We start from the raw sequence: 21,632 nt of genomic DNA on the forward strand, positions 1-21,632 counted from the left end.
CCTTTTCCTCGCGGCTTCCGGTGTCCGGCCGCATACCGCCATTTTAATCCGCTGACATGCCTTTTGCGCACTTCTCCCAGATCGCTCCTAAAACTGGTCCTGATACCGCGCTGTTATAGGATAACGCCAGTCCTTGCCGAATGCGCGGGAGGTCACGCGAATGCCGGGTGGAGACTGCCGCCGCTTGTATTCATTCTGCCGGATCAGTTGTACGACGCGACGCGTATCCCTTTCGTCGTAGCCCATGCGTAGAATTTCCTCAAGCGCTGTATCATGTTCCACGTATTCTTCCAGAATAGCATCCAAAACTGCATAAGGTGGAAGGCTATCCTGATCAGTCTGATCTGGACGCAATTCCGCTGAAGGTGCGCGGCTGAGAACACGGTCCGGAATAACTTTCCCTAACCTGTTACGGTACTGGCATAACTTGTACACCATCGTTTTGGTGACATCTTTCAAGACGGCAAAGCCGCCTGCCGTATCCCCATATAGAGTGGAGTAGCCCACGGCTGTTTCGGATTTATTGCCTGTGATGAGGACGATGGCGCCGGATTTATTGGATAACGCCATCAGCAAAGTTCCGCGTATCCGGGCTTGCAGATTTTCCTCGGTAAGATCCGGGACGTCAGAATGGGGCAACGCGGCAAATTCTTTGGCAAGCATATCCTTGAATTCTCCAAATGCCGGTTCGATTGGAAACTCCGCATAGCGCACCCCCAATGTTTGGGCCATGGCGCGGGCGTCCAGCAAGCTTATGTCGGCAGTGAACTGTGAGGGCATCATCACTGCTTTTACTTTGTCTGCACCCAGTGCATCCACCGCAATCGTCATGGTGAGTGCCGAATCCACGCCCCCTGATAGCCCCAGCAATACGCCAGGAATGCGGTTTTTTCCTATGTAGTCCTTTACTCCGAGACAGAGCGCTTTATAAACGTTCGCTTCCAGACTTTCAAGCGGTGCGATTTCTGTTGTTACGGGTGCGGCTCCCCTCAATTCGAGCACGCCGAGTGCTTCCACGAGAGCATCGAACTGATGAGTCACGTCGCCTCTGGCGTTCATGGCGAAAGATGCACCATCGAATATCAGTTCATCCTGGCCTCCGATAAGATTGGCATATACAATCGATAATCCCGTTTCATCGATACGCTTCCGAGCCAGGTCGTAGCGCAATGCCTGTTTGTTCATGTGATAAGGGGAAGCATTCAGCACCAGCAGCACCTCTGCCCCGGCTTCTTTTGCACGTGTGGCGGAACCTTCCTGCCAGATGTCCTGGCAAATGTTGATGCCGAATCTGATTCCATCCAGTTCGAACACGCAGGGTCGGAAGCCCGGTTCGAAGTAACGTCGCTCATCGAATACGCTATCGTTAGGTAAAAGATTTTTCAGATACGTAGCGATGATTTTACCGTTGCATATTACCGATGCAGCGTTGTACAGTTTATCCGCGGCGAGATGAGGATGTCCGACTACAACGGTGATATCGCTTATCCTGGCAGCCAACTCTGTAAGTGCATTCTGGCATGCATGCCGGAATCCGTTGCGCAATAACAGGTCCTCGGGGGGGTATCCGGACAAGGCGAGTTCGGGGGTTACGACCAGTCTGGCTCCCGCATTTTTTGCCTGATTGGCATAATCGAGGATCTTTCGGGTATTGCCACCGAGATCGCCGACTGTACAATTGATCTGAGCAATGGCGAGCTTCATTTGACGGTCAATTGGGCTGGTCTGTTTTTATGCACTTACATGATACCAGAACGAACTCCGGGCACGCGTCCCCCGCGGAAAAAGCGCCTACGAATTGACAAATTGGAAATAAAAGTAACGGATTCTCCCGAGCATATATCTGCTCCCGCATGGAATGCGCTGACGGGTGATGACCCGTTCCTGCGGCATGAATTTTTTTCCGCGCTGCATGAAGCTGGATGCGCTTCGAAAAGAACGGGATGGTCGCCCCGGTTCGTTACTCTCTGGGAGGGAGGCATTTTGCAGGGTGCGATGCCGTTGTATCTCAAAAACCATTCCTATGGAGAGTATGTGTTCGACTGGGCGTGGGCGAACGCTTATGAACGTGCGGGCCATGACTATTACCCCAAACTCCTGAGTGCCATACCGTTCAGTCCCGTCACCGGAAAGCGGTTGCTTGCCCAAACTCCCGAACACCGCGCATTGCTCATTTCAACCGCTCTTGCGATAGTGCGAAAGGGAAACGCCGGAGCAGGCATCTCGTCGTTACATTGCCTGTTTCCCCTGGAGCATGAGGCCCGGGAAATGGAGAGAGCGGGGATGATGTTGCGATGTGGCGTCCAGTTTCACTGGAAGAACCGGCCGGGAAGAGGTTATGAGAATTTCGAGGATTTTCTGGGAGGAATGAGTTACAGCAAACGCAAGAAGATCCGGCAGGAACGGCGCAAGGTACAGGACCAGGGTATCCACTTCGAGTGGCTGTCAGGAAATGATATGGACGAGGACCGCTGGAACTTCTTTATCGATTGCTACAACAATACATACCGCGAGCACCACTCCAGACCCTACCTGAACCTGGAATTCTTCGTCCGGCTCGGCAAAAGCATGCCGGAAAACATCCTGTTGATTCTGGCGCTACGGAACAAGAAGCCGCTCGGCGTTGCTTTCAATATCCATAACTCGCACACATTGTACGGACGCTACTGGGGTGCCCGGGAATTCGTGCCGGGACTGCATTTCGAAACCTGCTATTATCAAGCCATCCAATACTGTATCGTAAATGGTCTCTCTTTGTTTGAGGGCGGCGCCCAGGGCGAACATAAGCTTGCCCGCGGATTCCTGCCGGTGCGAACCTGGTCGGCCCATTGGTTGGTTCATTCTGAATTTGCTGCTGCAATAGGAAGCTACCTGGAGCGGGAAACGCGGGACATCGATCGCTACATTCACGCGCTGGAGGATAGCGCCCCATTCAGAAAAGATGCGAGGGAATCGGAGTAAGGTGCGAGATGTGAAAGGAAGCAGGTAAAACAGATAAACTCCTCGATGGATTACATCCTTATGCGGTTTAGCCACAGAATTGTCCTTTAAAAATAACGTCTTCCTGAACGGGTTATCTAAGATCAGCGCTGATGAAATACTGCAGTAACTGTGGCATGCCTGTGCAATTGCGTATCCCTGAAGGCGATACGTTGCCGCGTCATGTTTGTTCCACTTGCAGTATTATTCATTACGAGAACCCGAAGATTGTGGTGGGTTGTATTCCGGAATGGGAGGATAAGATATTGCTCTGTCGGCGCGCCATTGAACCGCGCCACGGCTTATGGACATTGCCCGCAGGTTTCATGGAAAATGCCGAGTCGCTGGCTCAGGGAGCCGAACGTGAGACCTGGGAAGAGGCAAATGCGCGGGTGGAAGTGGGCGAACTCTATTCGATTTATAGCTTGCCGCATATCAACCAGGTGCACGTGCTGTTTCGGGCGCGACTCCTGGATCTTGATTTCAAACCGGGAATCGAGAGTCTCGATGTCAAACTTTTTCAGGAGTCGGAAATTCCCTGGGACACACTCGCATTCCGCGTAATACGCGAACCGCTGAGCCGTTATTTCGAGGAACGGCGTCGCGGCCAACTTGGATTTCATTTGGGAACCATAGAAGATGTTCGCAAATGATCTGCCGCTTTTGAAGTTGTCGTTTTATTTTCCTTTATTCCAATCATTCAGCTTTAATATCCTGGCAGAATAACCTGGACTCGCGGAACGCGGCATCATCTGACCCGCATTCCGGACAATTAAATGCTGGTGAGCCAGAAGCAAGAAACAGGGCAGGCAGCAGCGGGAGAGGCTGTGGGAGACCCCGGAAAGAAAAAGCGGAGGCTAATCGCTAATCGAGGGAAACCATTCTCGAACGCGAGAGGGGAGGATTGTCAGCGAAGTAACGTTTGATACCCGCGAGTATTGCGGAGGCCAGCTTGTCCTGATACCCGTGGTCTCTCAGTTTCCTTTCCTCATCCGGGTTGCTGATGAATGCCGTCTCGACCAGGATTGATGGAATGTCGGGAGACTTGAGGACGGCAAAGCCTGCCTGCTCGACTTCCGCCTTGTGCAGATGGTTGATATTGCCTATCTTGGAGAGGACTGCCTTGCCGAGTTTGAGGCTGTCGTTGATCGTTGCTGTCTGGGACAAATCCAGCAAAGTCTGCTTGAGAAAAGGGTCCGGGATATCGAGGTTGACGCCGCCGACAAGGTCCGCCTCGTTTTCTTTTCTTGCCAGCCATCCCGCAGCTGCCGAAGTGGCGCCCCGTTCTGAAAGAGCAAACACCGAGGAGCCGCGGGCATGCGGTTTGTTGAAGGCGTCCGCGTGCACCGATACGAACAAATCCGCATTCAGTTGACGGGCTTTTACCAGCCGCTGCGACAGTGAAATATAATAATCTCCATCACGGGTGAGGGCCGCGCGCATATTCGGCTCCCTATCTATCTTTTCTTTCAGCTTCCTGGCGATGGCCAGAGTGATGTTCTTCTCCCTGGTACCGCGCCGGCTTATCGCGCCTGGGTCCTCCCCACCGTGCCCGGGATCAATGGCGACAGTGATGAGACGAATCATTTCCGGCCTGTTTTTTCTTGCCGCTTCACTGCTCCGGACAGTTTCGATTTCAGTCCTTGAACTGGCATGGGTGCCATTGTTTGGCTCGTCCCGCAACATGTATCCTGCTTTGTCCTTGTTATTCAGAAAGGCCATGAGCGGATCAGGTGGAATAGCAGGGTAGATGTCCAGAACAAGTCGATGTCCGTAGGTTCCAACGGGTTGAATGACAAATGCCTGAGGTTCGACTTCGGTTTTAAGGTCAAGTACCAGCCGCAGTATGTCTGGCTTGAAATGACCGAAACGCACGGCGTGAATGTGCGGATCCGAGGGATCTATCTTGTCTGCCAGCCTTTTCAGTTCCGGTGTCAGTGAGACATCCTCAAGGTCAACAACCACTCGGTCCGGATCTTTTACCGTAGTGAGGGTGTAGCGAATGGCGGAAGCGGATTCAAGCGTAAGACGAGTGTATTCCTCGGATGGCCAGATACGGGCGGAACTGATACGTATCTTTTCTTGAGCACAGACAGAGCTGGCAGATGACGATAACAGGAGTGCCGTGATTGACAGGCATGCGCCAGCTGCCAGGCAGTTTCGAATGGAGGAGAAACGGGTTGAGCGCAAGGATTGTGAGACTGAAGGAACAGACTGTGGGCGCCACCTCTTCAACCCAGCATATTGTTCCTCGATGAGATTTGCCATCGTTTCACGCACAGTTTGCCGGCCTCCGTATCCGCCTGAATTTCAACATCACGCCCTTCTGCGACCTTGAATATAAATTTCAAATCGGCTTGGGGCAATAGTCCGTTCGCCTTTTCCGGCCATTCCACCAGACAGATCGAGTCTGCATTGAAATAATCCCGGAAGCCTGCTTCTTCCCATTCGTTGGGGTTATTGAAACGATAGAAATCAAAATGATACAAGTATAACCTAGAAATTTTATAAAGTTCAATCAAATTATAGGTGGGACTTTTCACTTTTCCCTGATAACCCAGGCCGCGCAATATGCCGCGCGCAAATGTGGTTTTGCCTGCTCCCAGTTCGCCCTGCAGGAATACAACAAGGCCGGGACGCAACGCCGGAGCTATTGCAGTTCCAAGTGCCAGGGTAGCGGTTTCATCAGCGAGGTGGCAGGTCTGGTGAAGGGCTATCAAGGTGATGAATGGCGGCAGAGCCGGTATGATATGAATATGCGTAAAGACGATCCATCCACCGAACTATCTTCGGAACCTCTGAAAGATCTTCCTGACTCTAATGTCGATCTTCCGCAACTCGCCAGGTCCATCAAGGAATGGGGGAAGAAGCTCGGTTTTCAGAAGATTTCCATTGCCGATGCGGGTGCGGACATGAGGCAGGCGGAGACAGGCCTGTTCGAATGGCTGGACCAGGGTTGTCACGGAGAGATGGATTATATGGCAAGACACGGCACCCGGCGTACTCGTCCTGCCGAGCTCGTCCCCGGGACGCTGCGGGTGATCTCTGTACGCATGAATTATACACCGGTCGCAAGGGACAGTTGGGAGGTCATCCAGGACGGCACCCGCGCGTTCATATCGCGCTATGCTCTGGGCCGGGATTACCACAAGGTGCTGCGCGGACGCTTGCAAAAACTTGCGGAAAAAATCGAAGCGGAAGCAGGACACTTGAATTACCGTGTATTCAGCGACAGCGCGCCGGTAATGGAAGTTGAATGGGCGCAAAAATCGGGCCTGGGCTGGCGCGGAAAGCATACGCTGCTGCTTTCCCGTGACGCGGGATCCCTGTTCTTTCTGGGCGAGTTGTTTACGGATCTGCCGCTGCCCTTGGACCACCCCGCAGGCAATTACTGCGGGAGTTGCACGAGGTGCATCGATATCTGTCCGACGCAAGCGATCATAGCGCCCTATCGGCTGGATGCGCGACGTTGTATTTCTTATCTTACTATTGAACATAAAGGCAGTATTCCCGAACCATTGCGCCCTTTGATCGGTAATCGGGTATATGGCTGCGATGATTGTCAGCTCGTCTGCCCCTGGAACAAATTTGCGGCAATTACCGGTGAAGATGATTTTTCCGTGCGAAACGGCCTGGATAGTGCGTCTCTGATCGAACTGTTCGGGTGGAGCAGGGAGGAGTTTGAGGCACGGCTTGCCGGAAGTCCGATTCGGCGAATCGGACATGAGCAATGGCTGCGCAACCTGGCCGTCGGCTTGGGGAATGCGCCATTCTCCCAATCTGTCATTCAGGCACTGCGAGCGCGACTCGATGACGCTTCGTCTCTGATACGCGAACACGTGCACTGGGCGTTGCATCAGCAGGAGCGCCCTCTATCGTTTTTTATCGAAGATACGCCGATCCCGAAAAAATAATTTAAGTTTTGTACGGAACTTAACATACTGTGCCGTAAGGGTGTACTAAAGTCTAATTCGCTCCCTCTCCTCAAGTTGATAGGATGCGCGGCATGTTCCAGCGTATGGATGAACCGGAGGGATGTTGCAACGGCTGAATCGAGAAGTTTGAGTTGTCGGCCATCAATGTTGCAGACATTCTTCCAGGTTCCGGCGTTGCTGAAATACGGTACGATGCACAGTTATATTGCTGTTTGCGGGCACATGAATACTGTCTTGACAGGTGTATTGACTTATAGCATCTTTATTTTACATTACAGGTCAATAATCCCTCTTCGACTCAGGCATTTTCTAATCAACAAAAAAGGAAATTCGGTGAACGCCCTTCGTATCCGTACCGCAACATGGTTCTCTTGTTTTGCTGTTGTACTTCCCCTTCTTTCCCTTGGGGGTTGCAAAACATACCCCTCCCTGAATCCAGATGAAAAACCCATTGCACACGATTACCTGATCGGCCCGGGAGATAATGTCGATATCATTGTCTGGCGCAATCCCGAAGTTTCCATGGCGGTGCCCGTTCGGCCTGATGGCAAGATTACCACCCCTCTGGTAGAGGATCTGTCGGCAAGTGGAAAGACTTCGACGCAGCTTGCGCGAGATGTCGAAGAGGCATTGTCGAAGTACATCCAGCAGCCGGTCGTGACCGTTGTGGTGACAGAATTTGTAGGTCCATATTCCGAGCAGATCCGGGTGATAGGGGAAGCAGCCGAACCTCAGGCATTGCCTTATCGGGAGGAGATGACGCTGATGGACGTCTTAATTGCGGTAGGCGGTATAACTGATTTTGCCGCGGGTAATCGCGCCAGGATAGTGCGTAACGTGGATGGGAAACAACATCAGTTCAGCGTGCGGTTGGACGACCTGATCCGGGATGGGGATGTGACGGCCAACGTACCCATGAAGCAGGGAGATATACTTGTCATACCGGAAAGTTATTTCTGATCGAACGAAATTCCGCTGCGGCGACTTAATCCTCCTGTAACGGCATTTCGATAAGGTTTTCATTACCCGGTAAGTTGAAATGAAGAAAATCATTCCAGGAATAGGGATAGAAACAGTGGCTTGTTCCATTCCGGTTTCTATTCCTCCAGCGGTTACAATGCGACAAGACATTCATCCTATTCGATAAGCGCCATATATTTATTTCAGCTCGATGAAGCAGCAAGAACTAATGCCAGGGGTAATGAAAGTCCTGGTTAGAAACTATTCCAAGACAACGGGAGTGCGTTTATCCTCCCCATCATTGACCGTATCTCTAAGGACCGTTTGACAATATGGAGGAGCTGACAACCCAACTGCTGGTTTATCTGAAAGGGATATGGAAATATCGTTGGGCTGCTGTGGCGGCAGCCTGGGTCGTCGCAGTGATCGGCTGGGTCATCGTTTATAAACTCCCTGATGATTACCAGGCGTCCGCCAGGATTTATGTCGATACGCAAAATGTGTTGAAGCCATTGTTGCAGGGCATGACGGTTTCGCCAGACACACAGCAACAGATTTCAATCATGAGCCGTACCTTGATCAGCCGTCCCAATGTGGAGAGAGTCATTCGCATGGTGGATCTCGATATCAAGACAAAAGACACCCAGGATCAGGAAAGGCTCGTGAAGGAGCTCATGGATAAAATCAAATTGGGGACTACGGGACGGGATAACCTCTTCACTATTTCCTACAACAATCAGAATCCAAGACTCGCCAAAGACATTGTCCAATCTTTATTGACCCTTTTTGTTGAAGGGGGGCTTGGAAACAAGGCCCAGGATTCTTCATCGGCCATTCGCTTCATTGATGAGCAAATTAAATCTTATGAGGAGAAGTTGATCGCAGGGGAAAATAATCTCAAGGCGTTCAAACAGAAGAACATTGGAATGATGCCGCAACAAGGCAGTGACTACTATTCACAGTTGTCCCGGGCGATGGATGATCTCAATAAAACCAAGCTGGAACTGCGCGAGGCGCAGCAGGCGAGAGATGCGATCAAACGGCAGATCACCGGTGATGAACCTGTTCTCCTCGTGGATCAGGGCGAAAGCGGATCGGCTTCATCGATAATCAATGTGGAACTTGATTCTCGAATTCAGGCTTTGAACAAGAATCTCGATGCACTCAGGCTAAACTACACGGAGTTGCACCCGGATATCATTGCAGCGAAACGACTCATTGCCCAGCTTGAGGAACGCAAGATCGAAGAGGCTAAGCTGACGAGGAATAGCTCGGATCCAGGTAAAAACTATAGTCCGATGTTGCAGCAACTCAATGTGGCGCTGGCGGATGCGGAAGCTGACGTCGCATCCATGAATGCCCGGGTGGAAGAATACAGCGCTCGCTACGAGCGCCTCAAGTCCTTGAGCAATGCCGTGCCGCAGGTTGAAGCTGAGCTGGCCCAGCTCAACCGGGATTACCAGGTAAACAAGGCAAATTACGAAAAACTTCTCGAGCGGCGCGAATCGGCCAAAATCTCGGGAGATCTGGGCTCCACTACAGACCTGGTGTCGTTCCGTGTCATTGATCCTCCGACGGTTTCTGACCGGCCCGTTGGCCCGGATCGTGCAAAATTCTTCTCCATCGTTTTCCTCGGCTCTTTGCTGGCCGGGATCGGCATGGCGTTCGTTATCAGCCAGGTTAGACCTACCTTCCACAGCCAGATCAGTCTGCGGGAAATTTCGGGCAAGCCGATACTGGGTTCAATCCCGATGATCTGGACAGATGCGGAAAAGGTAAAGCGCAGAAAACGCCTCTATGCATTCGGGTTATCCCTGCTGTCCCTGTTAGGCTTGTACGGTGCTCTTATGCTGAAGATAGCGTGATTCATACTCTGAATGATCATCGAGTCGATGCTGGAAATTTGATGACGGAAACCTGTTCCGGCGCATGGTCTACATCTCTCTGATTGTTGCCTTGAAATCTATTTTGATGAAGTTTGTATTGCTTCAGCCCAATTTTTTTCATTAATACTTCAGGCCGGCGCTGAATCAATTCCAGAGTTCAGCAGTGTGGCAGAATCATTTAATTAATATCTCTTTAACCACCATTCCTGTCACAATTCCCCGTTAGGTGCAGTAATTCTATAAAACCGGACGCAGGGGACCTCGGAACAGAACGGGAGAGCACGTGAGCATAATTGAAAAGGCTGTAGGCAAATTGGAAAAAGGGGTACTGTCGAGCGCACAAGTACCTCCATCGGTTTCGGTAAATCCTGATCAGAAGCTCGATAGCGATATACCCGAGGCAAAAGGGGGCGAAAAAAAAGTCCCGCCAAATACGGCTCTCACATCCAATCGGGTGACCCTTGATCTGGTCAAGATGCGTCAGTATGGTATCGTCACCCCCGATCAGGGGAGAACGCAAATAGCGGAGCAGTTTCGCGTGATCAAGCGACCGTTACTGACCAATGCCTTCAATAAAGGCCCGGGCATGATCAAGAACGGCAATCTCATCATGGTTACCAGCGCGCTCGCCGGCGAAGGAAAAAGTTTTTGTACTGTCAACCTTGCAATGAGTATCGCGATGGAGAGGGATCGCACGGTTTTGCTGGTTGATGCGGATGTTGCGCGGCCCTCGATCCCAAAAATCCTGGGTGTGGGAACAGAAAGGGGCTTGCTGGATCTTCTTGTAGAGGAAGATCTGCGCCTGCCGGATGTACTGATCAAGACTGATGTCGAGAAACTCACACTCCTTACCGCAGGAAGGCGGCATTCACACTCCACCGAACTTCTCGCCAGCCGGAATATGGGAGAATTGTTGAAGGAACTTGCAGAACGTTATGCTGATCGTGTCGTTATTTTTGATTCTCCCCCCTTGTTGCTGACAAGCGAGGCACGGGTACTGGCAAGTCAGATGGGGCAGATTGTTCTGGTGGTTGAGGCGGAAACGACGTCGCAGCAGGCCGTCAAGGAAACGCTGCGGCAAATTGAGTCGTGTGACGTGGTAAACCTGATCTACAACAAGACCAAGACATTTTCTGGCGGCGAATACTACGGTTATTACTATCATGAGAGCGCCTGAGAATAGGTGCTTTCAAAGAGTATTATTCCTGGCTGTTTACTCTATTGCAGCGGCAACATTACTCTCGTCTTCCTACTCGGAGGCGGCTGAGTGGACGGTTGTTCGTCAAATGAATTTGAGTGAAACATATAGTGATAATGTACGATTGGGACAAGGAGGCTCCGGAACAGGTGATTTCATTACCCAGATCAACCCGGGTATAATTGTAAACGGAGTAGGAAACCGCTTCAGAGCCAACGTAAACTATATGGCGAACAGCCTCATCTATGCGCAGAACAGTAACTTTACCCGAATCAGACACCGACTCAATGCCGCTGGAACTGCCGAACTGGCCAAGGATCTGTTTTTCGTCGATGGAAGCGCTTCAATCAGCCAACAGAACGTTTCCCTGCTAAGGCCTCAGGCGATTGACAATGTCAATGTCACAGGCAACAGAGCCGATGTAAGCGCCTATAGTATCAGTCCCTATTTGCGCCATCGTTTTCAGGATTTCGCGACGACGGAAGTGCGCTACACACGTAGCTGGATTAATTCAAGTGCGAACAGGCTTTTCAATAGCAATACGGACAGTATCTTTGCTGGCCTCAACAGCGGTAGCGCGTTCAGCACGCTTGGCTGGGGTGTCAATTACAGCAATCAGATGATCCATCTTAGTAATGGCCGGAACATTGAACTGGAACGATCTATTGGTAATCTTCGTTACAGAGTAACACGGCAATTCGCCTTGACAGCGACCGGAGGCTACGAAAGGAACAGTTTCATTTCGATCAGAGGGAGTCCTTCGGCGCCTCTCTGGACAGTCGGGTTTATATGGCAACCCACCGAAAGAACGAGTATTGCAGCGAGCGGCGGTCAGCGATTCTTTGGCAACACTTATTCAGGCCTGGCCAGTCATCGTACCCGCTTGACCGCCTGGGATATTAGTTATAGTCAAGATATCACGACCTTCAACCAGCAGGCTGGCCTTGGCATGGGATTTGGCTTTCCTAGTGCCTCCGGGGGTGCCTTGAGCAGCCTCCTAGCGGCCCAGAATCCCAGTCTCAGCCCTGACGCGGTGCAGCAAGCTAGCAACGCATTTCTCGGCCTCGGGCTGAACGGTTCTTTTTTTAGCCCTACCAATTTTCTGACCAACCGTCTCTTCCTACAGAAGAGGCTACAGGCTTCTGTCGCGATGAATGGCACAAAAAATACCGCGATGCTCAGAGTATTCGATATGACGCGCCAAGCCTGGTCCCCAGACTCGGCCGACGCCGGCCTGATTGGGGCCCAAGAGTTGGCACTGCTTAACCACACAAGGCAACGAGGTGCCAACGCATTGTGGAGCCACCGGTTTACCCCGTTGATGAGCGCCAATGCCAATTTTGGATACACGAGGTTTAGCTTTATCGGTACCGGCAGAGTAGATGACTACTGGCTGATCACACTCGGCTTGTCCAGACGGTTTCCGGAAATCCACCCTAATATGAACGGAACACTTCAAGTGCGGCACCAGGAGCGCAGTTCCGATCAACCAGGACCGGGTTATCAGGAGAACGCCGCAATAGCCTACGTGAACATGAGTTCTTAGCAGAAGAGAAGAAGTGTATACATCATTCTATGGGCTCAAAGCCAAGCCATTTCAACTGAGCCCAGATCCAAATTTCTTTTTCGGTAGCAAAGGACATAACCGTGCAATGGCCTACCTTGAATATGGGTTGGCGCAAGCGGAGGGATTCATTGTCGTTACGGGAGAAGTGGGCGCGGGGAAAACCACGTTGGTCCGTAATCTGTTTCGACAACTGGAGCCGGAAAAGATCGTTGCTGCTCAAATTGTCAATACCAATCTGGATTCTGATGACACATTGAGGATGGTCGCGGCGGCGTTTGGGTTACCCCTGGCGCAGGGGAATCCGGGGAAGACCCCTGTGCTCGTCGCACTCGAAAAATTCTTCCGACAATGCGAGCAACAGGGTAAGCGCGCGCTTTTAGTGGTGGACGAGGCTCAAAATCTCTCCCCCCAAACTGTGGAAGAACTGAGGATGCTTTCCAATTTTCAGGGAGATAACAAGTCTCTGCTGCAAACATTTCTTCTCGGGCAGCCGGAGTTCAGGAAAACCCTCCTTGGTAATGATATGCAGCAGTTGCGGCAAAGAATCACTGCAACCTATCACCTCGGCCCCATGGATCGGGCGGAAACGAAATCCTATATTGAGCACAGATTGAAGACTGTGGGCTGGGGCGGGAATCCCGGGTTTGATGAGGATACTTTTGACGTCATACATCACTATACCGGAGGTATTCCTAGGAAGATCAATGCGTTGTGCGATCGCCTCCTGCTGATGGGCTATCTCGAAAAGCTGCAGCATTTCGGAGTATCTGAAGTGAACGAGGTGATCCGGGATATCCAGCAGGAGTTTGATGCGGTTGAAGTCGAGGCCGGACTATTCTCAGGAGATAAAACTTCCGCCTTGAAGGAAGAGCAGCTCGTTACCGGCCTGGAGGAGATGAGCAACCGGGTTGTCAAGCTGGAGGAAACCGTTGTTTCCCTGATGGGTCTGCTCAAGCAGGTACTCTCGCTGGCTGACGTGAACAAGCGGCTTCGCTAGAGGTAAGTCTGCCATATGCGCGATCCAACATGGTCGATCAAGAAATACCAATGAGCATGAGGGCGAGATTACGAGGAGGTTGCGCGTTCGCTGCAGGCGCAGGTATTGCTACTTTGAGTTATACGAGACTTCTCAAATGAGTCCTGACCCCATTCGAAATGCGATGACGATCGACGTGGAGGATTATTTCCAGGTTTCCGCCTTTGCGGCTCATATTCCGAGAGACTCATGGAACTCCATCTCCTGCCGTGTAGAAAATAATATTGATCGCATTCTTTCATTGCTGGACGAGAGAGGGGTAAAAGCAACCTTCTTTACTTTGGGATGGATTGCGGAGCGTTATCCCGCAATGGTGAGGCGGCTGGTTGCAGAGGGCCATGAGCTGGCGAGTCACGGGTGGGGTCATCATCGGGTTTGGGAACTGGACCCTGACGAATTCAGAGAGGACATCGTCCGCAGCAAAGCGCTCCTGGAAGATATTTCCGGGCAATCCGTACTCGGTTATCGGGCGCCGAGTTTCTCCATAGGACATCAGAATGAATGGGCCCTGGATCTGCTCGGGGATGCGGGCTACCGTTACAGTTCCAGTATCTACCCGATCCGGCATGATCACTATGGAGTTCCCGATGCTCCGCGGTTCGCCTATTACCCCCGCAACAATACGCTGCTGGAAGTCCCGATTACAACGGTACGACTGTTCCAGAGAAATTTCCCCGCAGGTGGCGGGGGCTATTTCCGGTTATGGCCTTACCCTGTCTCCCGCTGGTTTCTGCAGAGGCTGAATCATTTCGAGGAGCGCCCTGCAATCTTCTATTTCCATCCATGGGAAATAGACCACCAGCAACCGCGCCAGAAGGGGATCAGCATGAAAACGCGCTTTCGCCACTATCATAACCTCCATCGGATGGAAAACCGGCTCCGGGCGTTGGTTCGGGACTTCAGGTGGGATCGGATGGATAGAATTTTTCTGGAAGGTGCATGAGCTTCCCAGTGTATTCGGTTGCAAATGTAAATTTTGAGTCTTCGCATCCAACTGGCGCTTTGTCGGTAAACCTGCTTTCCGGGGAGGAAGTTAAGCGATGGGATGATTTCGTATCGTGCTGCCGGGAAGCGACCTTCTTTCACCGGGCAGGTTGGCAAACTGTCATTGAACGTGCCTTTGCTCATAAAACCTGGTTCCTTTACGCGGAATCCGGGGGGGAAATTCAGGGCGTGCTTCCCCTGGCGGAGATCAATAGCCGTTTGTTTGGTCATTCACTGAGTTCCCTGCCCTTCTGCGTGTATGGGGGAATTGCTGCCAATTCGCAAGCTGTCCGGGATGCGCTGGATAGATCCGCCCAGAAGCTTGCCCAAGAGTTGCAGGTAGACTATCTCGAATACAGGAATCTGAAACCCAATCACGCCGACTGGCACGGAAAGGACCTTTATGTCACCTTTCGCAAGGAGATAGCGCCCGAAGTTGAGCAGAACATGAGCGCCATTCCACGCAAGCAGCGGGCAATGGTGCGAAAAGGTATCAAGGCAGGACTGGAAAGTGTCGTTGATCAGGATATAGAACGCTTTTTTTCAGCTTATTCTGCCAGCGTGCATCGCCTTGGCACCCCGGTTTTTTCGAGGAAGTATTTCCGCCTGCTCAAAGAAGTGTTTGCGGAAGATTGCGAACTGATGATAATCGTAAAGGATAACCGCACCATCTCCGCGGTGATGAGCTTTTATTTTCGAGATGAAGTCTTGCCCTACTATGGAGGCGGTACCGGGGAAGCGCGCGAGGTAGCGGGAAATGATTTCATGTATTGGGAACTGATGTGGCGGGCGTGCGAAAAGGGGTGCAAGGTTTTTGATTTCGGACGCAGCAAACGCGGGTCGGGATCTTTCGATTTCAAGAAGAACTGGGGATTTGAACCGCAGCCTTTGCACTATGAGTATCAACTCCATCAGGCAAAGGAAGTGCCGGATCATAATCCCCTCAATCCCAGGTATCAGATCTTCATCAAAGCCTGGCAGAAACTGCCGCTGGGGCTGGCAAACCTCATCGGTCCGCACATCGTAAGAAACCTGGGCTAGATTCATGCGCGAATTGCTTTATCTGGTCCATCGAATTCCTTATCCCCCGAATAAGGGAGACAAGATTCGGTCCTATCATCTGCTGGAGCATCTGGCACACCACCACCGCGTCCATCTTGGCACCTTTATCGATGATGAGGGGGACTGGAAATATATCGAGAAAGTAAGAAGCCTCTGCGGGGAAACCTGTTTCATCAACCTCCATCCAGGGATGGCCAGGGTGCGAAGCCTTTCGGGATTGCTTTGCGGGAAACCCCTTACCCTTCCCTACTACTGGAGCCCTCGTCTTCAAGCATGGGTAAATCATGTACTTGGCACAAGACCTGTTGAGAATATCCTGATCTTTTCCTCTGGAATGGCGCAATATGTAAGTCGTGTGCCCCATATCCGCCGGATTATCGACTTTGTCGATATCGATTCGGACAAGTGGATGCAATATTCGACGTCAGCAGGCTGGCCGATGAACTGGATATACCGAAGAGAATCGAGATTGCTGCTGGGCTATGAAAAGGAGATCGCCCGCGCATTCGACAGCGCCACTTTCGTCTCCGAGACAGAAGCCGACCTGTTTCACCGATTGCTGCCCGAAGCTGCTGCAAAAGTGACTCACTTCAATAACGGCGTCGATGCCAATTATTTTTCACCGCAAAATAGCTATCCCAATCCGTATCCGGAGGGGAAGCGCGTTCTTGTGTTCACTGGCGCAATGGATTATCGGGCCAATGTTGACGCAGTTGCCTGGTTTGCACGGTCTGTTTTTCCGGCGATCCGTGCGAGGCTGCCGGAAGTCGAATTCTATATTGTGGGAGCGCGCCCATCCGATACCGTAGCAGCTCTCGCGGCATTTCCGGGCATAAGGGTAACGGGATTCGTGTCCGACGTCCGGCCCTACCTGGCGCACGCCTCGCTGGTGGTTGCGCCGTTGCGCATTGCGCGGGGAATACAGAACAAAGTCCTGGAGGCAATGGCCATGGAGAAAATCGTCATAGCTTCTCCGGCAGCTGCGGAAGGCATTCGCGCGCGAAGGGAGGAGGAACTGGTGGTTGCTCTTGATGAACAGGACTTCACCCATCGGGTTATCTCCTTTCTCCAGGACGGCGCGCGTCCTGGAATTTGTCGAGCTGCCAGGGTGCGCGTGCTGGAAGATTACAGCTGGAAAAATGGTTTGGGACGTATCGACAGACTCCTGTCACAACCCCAGGCAGTTTAGGCAGAATTCCTTGTACTACCATTGGCAGAGACAATTTCGAGTGGAGCGATGCATATGAACGCAGGAGTTCGCCAGGGCATCGCCCCGGATCCCTCATTGGCACTGGAGCATGAGGGGTTGAAAGCAGGTGCTCTGCTTACGCTCGGTGTCATTGCGGGAATTCTCCTTGCTTATCATGAGACTACTTGGTCCATGATTTCCACCTGGGCCAGATCGGATACGTTTGCTCATGGGTTTCTGATTTTTCCGTTCAGCGGCTATCTGATCTGGGGACAGCGCAAGTATCTCGCCACTCTTTTTGCGCGCCCCAATCCCAAAGTTCTGTTCATGCTTGCGATTCTCGGTTTCAGCTGGCTTCTGGGAACACTGGCAAGTGTGCAGGTATTTGCGCAATTCATGGTGATAGCGATGATTTCCGCCGCCGTCTGGGCAATCCTGGGAAATCAGATAGCATGGGCACTGGCCTTTCCATTAGCCTACCTCCTGCTCGCCGTACCTTTTGGCGATGCATTCATACCGCCGCTGATAAACTTTACTGCGGACTTTACCGTAACGGCGCTTCAGCTGACCGGAGTTCCTGTCTATCGCGAAGGCAATTTTTTTACCATTCCCAGCGGCAATTGGTCCGTGGTTGAAGCCTGCAGCGGGCTGCGCTACCTGATTGCATCCTTTACGCTGGGAACCCTTTACGCATACCTGACCTATCGGAGCCTCACCCGTCGGCTGATATTTATTGCCCTGTCTCTGATCGTGCCGATCCTTGCCAACGGTATCCGGGCCTATTTGATTGTAATGACCGGCCACCTGAGCGATATGCAGCTCGCGGTGGGCATCGACCACCTGGTTTACGGATGGGTATTCTTTGGCTTTGTGATGTTGGTGCTATTCTGGATCGGATCTTTCTGGCGCGAAGATGAGAACAGGTTGGATAGCGTCCGCTTGACAGCGCAGATCTCGACGGGAAATAACCGCGGTTCAGGGGGTGATTCCACCTTGATAAGGACAATTTTCACTGCTGTCGCGGTTTTAAGCATAGCCGTCATCTGGCCGATATACGCGGAGTGGCTGGAAAGGAAGATTTCCTACGGTACGGAAGAAGTGGAAATCCATATCTTCGATGCATCCAGCAAATGGCAGGGTAGCCCGGAATTCCTTTCCGACTGGAAACCCATATACACGGGTTCAACTGTTCAGTTCCTGAGAAATTACCGGAATAATGGACACTCGGTAGACCTTTACATCAGTTATTACCGCGACCAGAAGCAGGGTGCTGAATTGATCAATTCCGAAAATGTGCTTGTGCCAGGAAAGGGATCAAAATGGCATGAGGCTGGCGAAGATATACGCAGAATCTTCCTTGGTTCGCAGGAAGAAATCGTCAAACAGAACCAGTTGCGCTCCTCTTCGGCATCGCTGCTTGTGTGGCGATGGTATTGGATAGGGGGTGAGGAGACCGCAAATCCGTATTGGGCAAAGTTTATGCTGGCCAGGAATAAGCTTCTGGGGAGAGGCGACGATGCGGCTGAGCTCATTGTGGCAACACGATACGAGGACAGCGTCGATGAAGCAGCTTCAGTGCTCCAGGATTTTATTATGGATAGCGCGCCGGCAATAACGGGAGCGCTTCGAAATGCAGCAAATCGTTAGCGACAGGCTGCGCTCGAATCCGGCGGAACACGTCAAGCAGCCCCCTCTCATTGCTCACGTGATTTATCATCTGGGGGTGGGGGGGCTGGAAAATGGCGTGGTCAATCTCATCAATCATATTCCGGGGGATCGCTACCGGCATGCCATAATTTGCCTGAAGGGGTATTCGGACTTCAGGAGCAGGATTGTCAGCGAAGAGGTGGAGGTTATCGCGTTGAACAAGCGCGATGGACATGATTTCAAGCTATATATCGATCTTTTCAGAGCGCTCAGGCGCTTGAAGCCCGACATCGTGCATACGCGTAATCTGGCTGCCATGGAAGGTCAGGTGATTGCAGCCCTTGCGGGAGCGCGGGCAAGAGTGCATGGCGAACATGGGCGGGATATGTTCGACCTGCATGGCAAAAACCGCAAATATAATTTATTGAGAAAAGCCATTCGTCCGTTTGTAGACCACTTCATTACCGTCAGCAGGGATCTCGAGAGCTGGCTTGTCGATACGGTACGAGCAGCGCCGCATCGCATCAATCAAATCTACAATGGCGTAGACAGCCGACGCTTTTATCCGCGTAAAAGCATATTGTTGAAGAACAATATGCCTCAGGGAGCGGTTCCGGGATTTTTCAGGGAAGATACATTTGTCATTGGCAGTGTCGGACGCATGGCAGAGGTGAAGAATTACCCCGGCCTGATAGAAGCATTTTTACTTTTGCTGAAGAAAATGCCCGCCGCTCAGGAAAGACTTCGGTTATTGATTGTCGGGGCGGGGAGTACCCGGCAGTGCTGTATTGAAAAGGTGCGTGAAGCGGGAGTCGAAGGACTTGTCTGGTTTCCCGGTGAACGGGACGACATCCCAGAACTCATGCGCAGCATGGATCTGTTTGTGCTTCCTTCGCTCGGAGAGGGCATTTCCAACACCATTCTCGAGGCTATGTCCACCGGTTTGCCCGTCGTCGCCACCCGGGTGGGAGGAAATGCGGAACTGGTTGAGGAAGGCATGACAGGGATGCTGGTCCCGCCCGGATCGGCAACTGCGCTGGCAGGAGCCATGCAGGAGTATTACAGAAATCCGGAGCTGTTGATAGAACACGGCCGCGCCGCCCGAAAGCAGGTCGAGACAAGGTTCAGTATGGAAGCCATGATGTCCGGATATCTTGAAGTCTATGACAAAGTGTTACGTCGGGTATAACAGGCGGAAGGAAAAATAACATGTGCGGAATTGTGGGCCTGTTCGATACTCGCGGCAAAAGATCAATCGACCGGCAATTGCTTCTGGGAATAAATCAGGTTCAGGTACACCGCGGTCCGGATGAAGGAGAAGTTTACATCGAGCCAGGACTGGGTTTTGGTCATCGTCGTCTTTCGATTATGGATGTTTCCAGTGGCCAGCAACCGCTTTTCAATGAAGATGGTAGTGTGGTGGTGGTTTTCAACGGCGAAATCTATAACTTCGAGACGCTTGCCAAAGAACTTTCCAGCCTGGGTCACACCTTCCGGACACATTGTGATACCGAAGTCATTGTTCATGCTTGGGAAGAGTGGGGTGAACGCTGCGTGAATCGCTTCCGCGGCATGTTCGCCTTCGTCTTGTGGGATCGGAATCAGGAGGTCCTGTTTCTCGCGCGAGACCGGCTTGGCATCAAGCCACTCTACTACAGCCTGCTGAATGACGGCACTTTCGTTTTTGCCTCAGAGCTCAAGGGAATTCTTGCCCATCCCGGTTTTATCCGGGATATGGACGTTCATGCCATTGAAGATTATTTTGCCTATGGGTATGTGCCGGAGCCAAAAACCATCTTCAAGCAGGCCTATAAGCTTCCCCCGGCGCATACTCTGAAGCTCAGCCGGGGAAGAACCGTCCCTCAACCTCAATCCTACTGGGATGTTCCGTTTACGGTACATTCTCCCCTGAGCCTGGAGGAAGCCCGGGAAGAGTTGATTGCTCGACTGCGTGAGTCGGTGAGGGTACATTTGATGACCGAAGTGCCCTTGGGCGCTTTTCTGTCCGGAGGCGTGGATTCGAGCGCGGTGGTGGCAATGATGGCGGGCCTCATGAACGAACCCGTCAATACCTGCTCCATTTCTTTTGGCGATCCTGCTTTCAACGAATCTCAATATGCGCAAAAGGTGGCGGACCGCTATCATACGCATCATCAGGTAGGCCAGGTTGACCAGGACGATTTCGACCTGATAGACCGGTTGGCTTCACTGTATGACGAGCCCTTCGCGGATAGTTCTGCCATGCCTACCTACCGGGTTTGTCGACTGGCCAGGAAACGGGTCACTGTTGTCTTATCAGGGGATGGAGGTGACGAAAATCTTGCAGGCTATCGTCGTTACCGCTGGCACCTCTATGAGGAGAGAATGAGATCCACTCTGCCGTTGGGGCTTCGCAAACCCCTGTTCGGCCTGCTCGGGAATCTGTATCCCAAAGCGGATTGGGCGCCGAAGGTTTTGCGTGCAAAATCCACCCTTGAGGCTCTCGCGAGAGATTCTGTGGAAGGCTATTTTCACAGTGTTTCGATCATGAAAGATGGCATGAGGCGCCGGTTGTTCAGCGAGTCCTTCAGGCGTGAGCTTCAGGGTTATGGAGCAGTGGAGATCCTGCGCGGGCATGCGGATAAATGTCCGGTGACAGATCCTCTTTCTCGTGTTCAATACCTGGATATGAAAACATACCTGGTGGGTGATATTCTTACCAAGGTAGACCGTGCAAGCATGGCACACTCCCTGGAAGTACGCGTGCCCCTGCTGGATCACGAACTGGTCGAATGGATATCAGGGCTCCCCGCATCCATCAAACTGCGCGGGCATGAAGGCAAATATGTATTCAAGAAAGCTCTGGAACCCTACCTGTCAGACGACATTCTTTATCGCGACAAGATGGGATTCTCGGTTCCGCTCGCAAGCTGGTTTCGCGGTCCGCTGCGCCAGCGGATAAATGATGCGTTGCTCGGACCGGTTCTGGCGGATACGGGGTTCTTCAGTCGCGCATTTCTGAGAGAGATGCTGGACCAACACCAGTCGGGGCGGCGCGACTATAGCGCTTCCCTATGGTCGTTGTTGATGTTTGAATCGTTTCTGCGCCACGTGCTTAATGCTGAGCAAGTGCACCCTTCCAGGGAAGGGCTGAGGCTGGTTCATTTTGCGTGAGCAGGTTGTGGCGGAATCGAGATTCGTCAGCAGATC

General features: G+C 52.0%; 17 protein-coding genes. 14 read left to right on the top strand and 3 right to left on the bottom strand.

Annotated elements, in window-relative coordinates:
- Positions 1–87 precede the first annotated feature (87 nt).
- On the bottom strand, positions 88–1,704 hold the full coding sequence (locus BMY01_RS11485; protein ID WP_074747283.1) for an NAD+ synthase: 1,617 nt from the start codon (positions 1,702–1,704) through the stop codon (positions 88–90).
- 102 nt (positions 1,705–1,806) lie between these two features.
- Here BMY01_RS11485 and BMY01_RS11490 point away from each other — a divergent pair, with 102 nt between their 5' ends.
- Complete coding sequence (locus BMY01_RS11490; RefSeq protein ID WP_139176885.1) at positions 1,807–2,961, top strand: GNAT family N-acetyltransferase; 1,155 nt, start codon at positions 1,807–1,809, stop codon at positions 2,959–2,961.
- 131 nt (positions 2,962–3,092) lie between these two features.
- A complete protein-coding gene (locus BMY01_RS11495) occupies positions 3,093–3,632 on the top strand; it encodes an NUDIX hydrolase (RefSeq protein ID WP_074747285.1) in 540 nt (179 codons plus the stop codon).
- 211 nt (positions 3,633–3,843) lie between these two features.
- Here BMY01_RS11495 and BMY01_RS11500 read toward each other — a convergent pair whose 3' ends face one another.
- Complete coding sequence (locus BMY01_RS11500; RefSeq protein WP_439331405.1) at positions 3,844–5,247, bottom strand: N-acetylmuramoyl-L-alanine amidase; 1,404 nt, start codon at positions 5,245–5,247, stop codon at positions 3,844–3,846.
- Positions 5,211–5,699 (bottom strand): tRNA (adenosine(37)-N6)-threonylcarbamoyltransferase complex ATPase subunit type 1 TsaE, encoded by a 489-nt coding sequence (gene tsaE, locus BMY01_RS11505; protein WP_074747287.1) that lies wholly within the window; start codon positions 5,697–5,699, stop codon positions 5,211–5,213. Before tsaE ends, BMY01_RS11500 begins: the two co-directional genes overlap by 37 nt.
- A 36-nt stretch (positions 5,700–5,735) precedes the next feature.
- On the opposite strand from tsaE, the gene queG reads away from it, so the two are divergent.
- The 12 genes from queG to BMY01_RS11565 all read left to right on the top strand — a co-directional run bounded on the left by queG (position 5,736) and on the right by BMY01_RS11565 (position 21,596).
- Complete coding sequence (gene queG, locus BMY01_RS11510) at positions 5,736–6,893, top strand: tRNA epoxyqueuosine(34) reductase QueG (protein ID WP_217638663.1); 1,158 nt, start codon at positions 5,736–5,738, stop codon at positions 6,891–6,893.
- Positions 6,894–7,247: 354 nt separating this feature from the next.
- A complete protein-coding gene (locus tag BMY01_RS11515; protein WP_074747374.1) occupies positions 7,248–7,874 on the top strand; it encodes an XrtA/PEP-CTERM system exopolysaccharide export protein in 627 nt (208 codons plus the stop codon).
- Positions 7,875–8,206: 332 nt separating this feature from the next.
- A complete protein-coding gene (locus BMY01_RS11520; RefSeq protein ID WP_074747289.1) occupies positions 8,207–9,739 on the top strand; it encodes an XrtA system polysaccharide chain length determinant in 1,533 nt (510 codons plus the stop codon).
- A gap of 304 nt (positions 9,740–10,043) precedes the next feature.
- Positions 10,044–10,937, top strand: a complete 894-nt coding sequence (locus BMY01_RS11525) for an XrtA-associated tyrosine autokinase (RefSeq protein WP_074747291.1) — start codon at positions 10,044–10,046, stop codon at positions 10,935–10,937.
- Positions 10,924–12,504 (top strand): TIGR03016 family PEP-CTERM system-associated outer membrane protein, encoded by a 1,581-nt coding sequence (locus tag BMY01_RS11530; RefSeq protein WP_074747293.1) that lies wholly within the window; start codon positions 10,924–10,926, stop codon positions 12,502–12,504. The genes BMY01_RS11525 and BMY01_RS11530 overlap by 14 nt, the downstream gene beginning before the upstream one ends.
- A 13-nt stretch (positions 12,505–12,517) precedes the next feature.
- Positions 12,518–13,522 carry an XrtA/PEP-CTERM system-associated ATPase gene (locus tag BMY01_RS11535; RefSeq protein WP_074747295.1) on the top strand — a complete coding sequence of 335 codons (1,005 nt, stop codon included), beginning with the start codon at positions 12,518–12,520 and terminating at the stop codon, positions 13,520–13,522.
- A gap of 136 nt (positions 13,523–13,658) precedes the next feature.
- Positions 13,659–14,504, top strand: coding sequence for an XrtA system polysaccharide deacetylase (locus tag BMY01_RS11540; protein WP_074747297.1), 846 nt, complete (start codon positions 13,659–13,661; stop codon positions 14,502–14,504).
- Positions 14,501–15,586, top strand: coding sequence for a FemAB family XrtA/PEP-CTERM system-associated protein (locus tag BMY01_RS11545; RefSeq protein WP_074747300.1), 1,086 nt, complete (start codon positions 14,501–14,503; stop codon positions 15,584–15,586). The genes BMY01_RS11540 and BMY01_RS11545 overlap by 4 nt, the downstream gene beginning before the upstream one ends.
- A gap of 4 nt (positions 15,587–15,590) precedes the next feature.
- Positions 15,591–16,796, top strand: coding sequence for a TIGR03087 family PEP-CTERM/XrtA system glycosyltransferase (locus tag BMY01_RS11550; protein ID WP_074747302.1), 1,206 nt, complete (start codon positions 15,591–15,593; stop codon positions 16,794–16,796).
- Between the two features lie 54 nt (positions 16,797–16,850).
- On the top strand, positions 16,851–18,443 hold the full coding sequence (gene xrtA, locus BMY01_RS11555; RefSeq protein WP_074747304.1) for an exosortase A: 1,593 nt from the start codon (positions 16,851–16,853) through the stop codon (positions 18,441–18,443).
- A complete protein-coding gene (locus tag BMY01_RS11560) occupies positions 18,427–19,632 on the top strand; it encodes a TIGR03088 family PEP-CTERM/XrtA system glycosyltransferase (protein WP_074747306.1) in 1,206 nt (401 codons plus the stop codon). The genes xrtA and BMY01_RS11560 overlap by 17 nt, the downstream gene beginning before the upstream one ends.
- Positions 19,633–19,652: 20 nt before the next feature.
- A complete protein-coding gene (locus BMY01_RS11565; RefSeq protein WP_074747308.1) occupies positions 19,653–21,596 on the top strand; it encodes an XrtA/PEP-CTERM system amidotransferase in 1,944 nt (647 codons plus the stop codon).
- Positions 21,597–21,632: the final 36 nt, after the last annotated feature.

The sequence above is a fragment of the Nitrosospira multiformis genome (assembly GCF_900110185.1).
Classification (GTDB): domain Bacteria; phylum Pseudomonadota; class Gammaproteobacteria; order Burkholderiales; family Nitrosomonadaceae; genus Nitrosospira; species Nitrosospira multiformis_A.

Coding starts and splice junctions, on each gene's coding strand:
- BMY01_RS11530 (WP_074747293.1), top strand. CDS start 10,924: ATGAGAGCGCCTGAGAATAGGTGCTTTCAAAGAGTATTATTCCTGGCT.
- BMY01_RS11550 (WP_074747302.1), top strand. CDS start 15,591: ATGCGCGAATTGCTTTATCTGGTCCATCGAATTCCTTATCCCCCGAAT.
- BMY01_RS11520 (WP_074747289.1), top strand. CDS start 8,207: ATGGAGGAGCTGACAACCCAACTGCTGGTTTATCTGAAAGGGATATGG.
- queG (WP_217638663.1), top strand. CDS start 5,736: ATGCGTAAAGACGATCCATCCACCGAACTATCTTCGGAACCTCTGAAA.
- BMY01_RS11545 (WP_074747300.1), top strand. CDS start 14,501: ATGAGCTTCCCAGTGTATTCGGTTGCAAATGTAAATTTTGAGTCTTCG.
- BMY01_RS11560 (WP_074747306.1), top strand. CDS start 18,427: ATGCAGCAAATCGTTAGCGACAGGCTGCGCTCGAATCCGGCGGAACAC.
- BMY01_RS11485 (WP_074747283.1), bottom strand. CDS start 1,704: ATGAAGCTCGCCATTGCTCAGATCAATTGTACAGTCGGCGATCTCGGT.
- xrtA (WP_074747304.1), top strand. CDS start 16,851: ATGAACGCAGGAGTTCGCCAGGGCATCGCCCCGGATCCCTCATTGGCA.
- BMY01_RS11540 (WP_074747297.1), top strand. CDS start 13,659: ATGAGTCCTGACCCCATTCGAAATGCGATGACGATCGACGTGGAGGAT.
- BMY01_RS11500 (WP_439331405.1), bottom strand. CDS start 5,247: ATGGCAAATCTCATCGAGGAACAATATGCTGGGTTGAAGAGGTGGCGC.
- BMY01_RS11495 (WP_074747285.1), top strand. CDS start 3,093: ATGAAATACTGCAGTAACTGTGGCATGCCTGTGCAATTGCGTATCCCT.
- BMY01_RS11565 (WP_074747308.1), top strand. CDS start 19,653: ATGTGCGGAATTGTGGGCCTGTTCGATACTCGCGGCAAAAGATCAATC.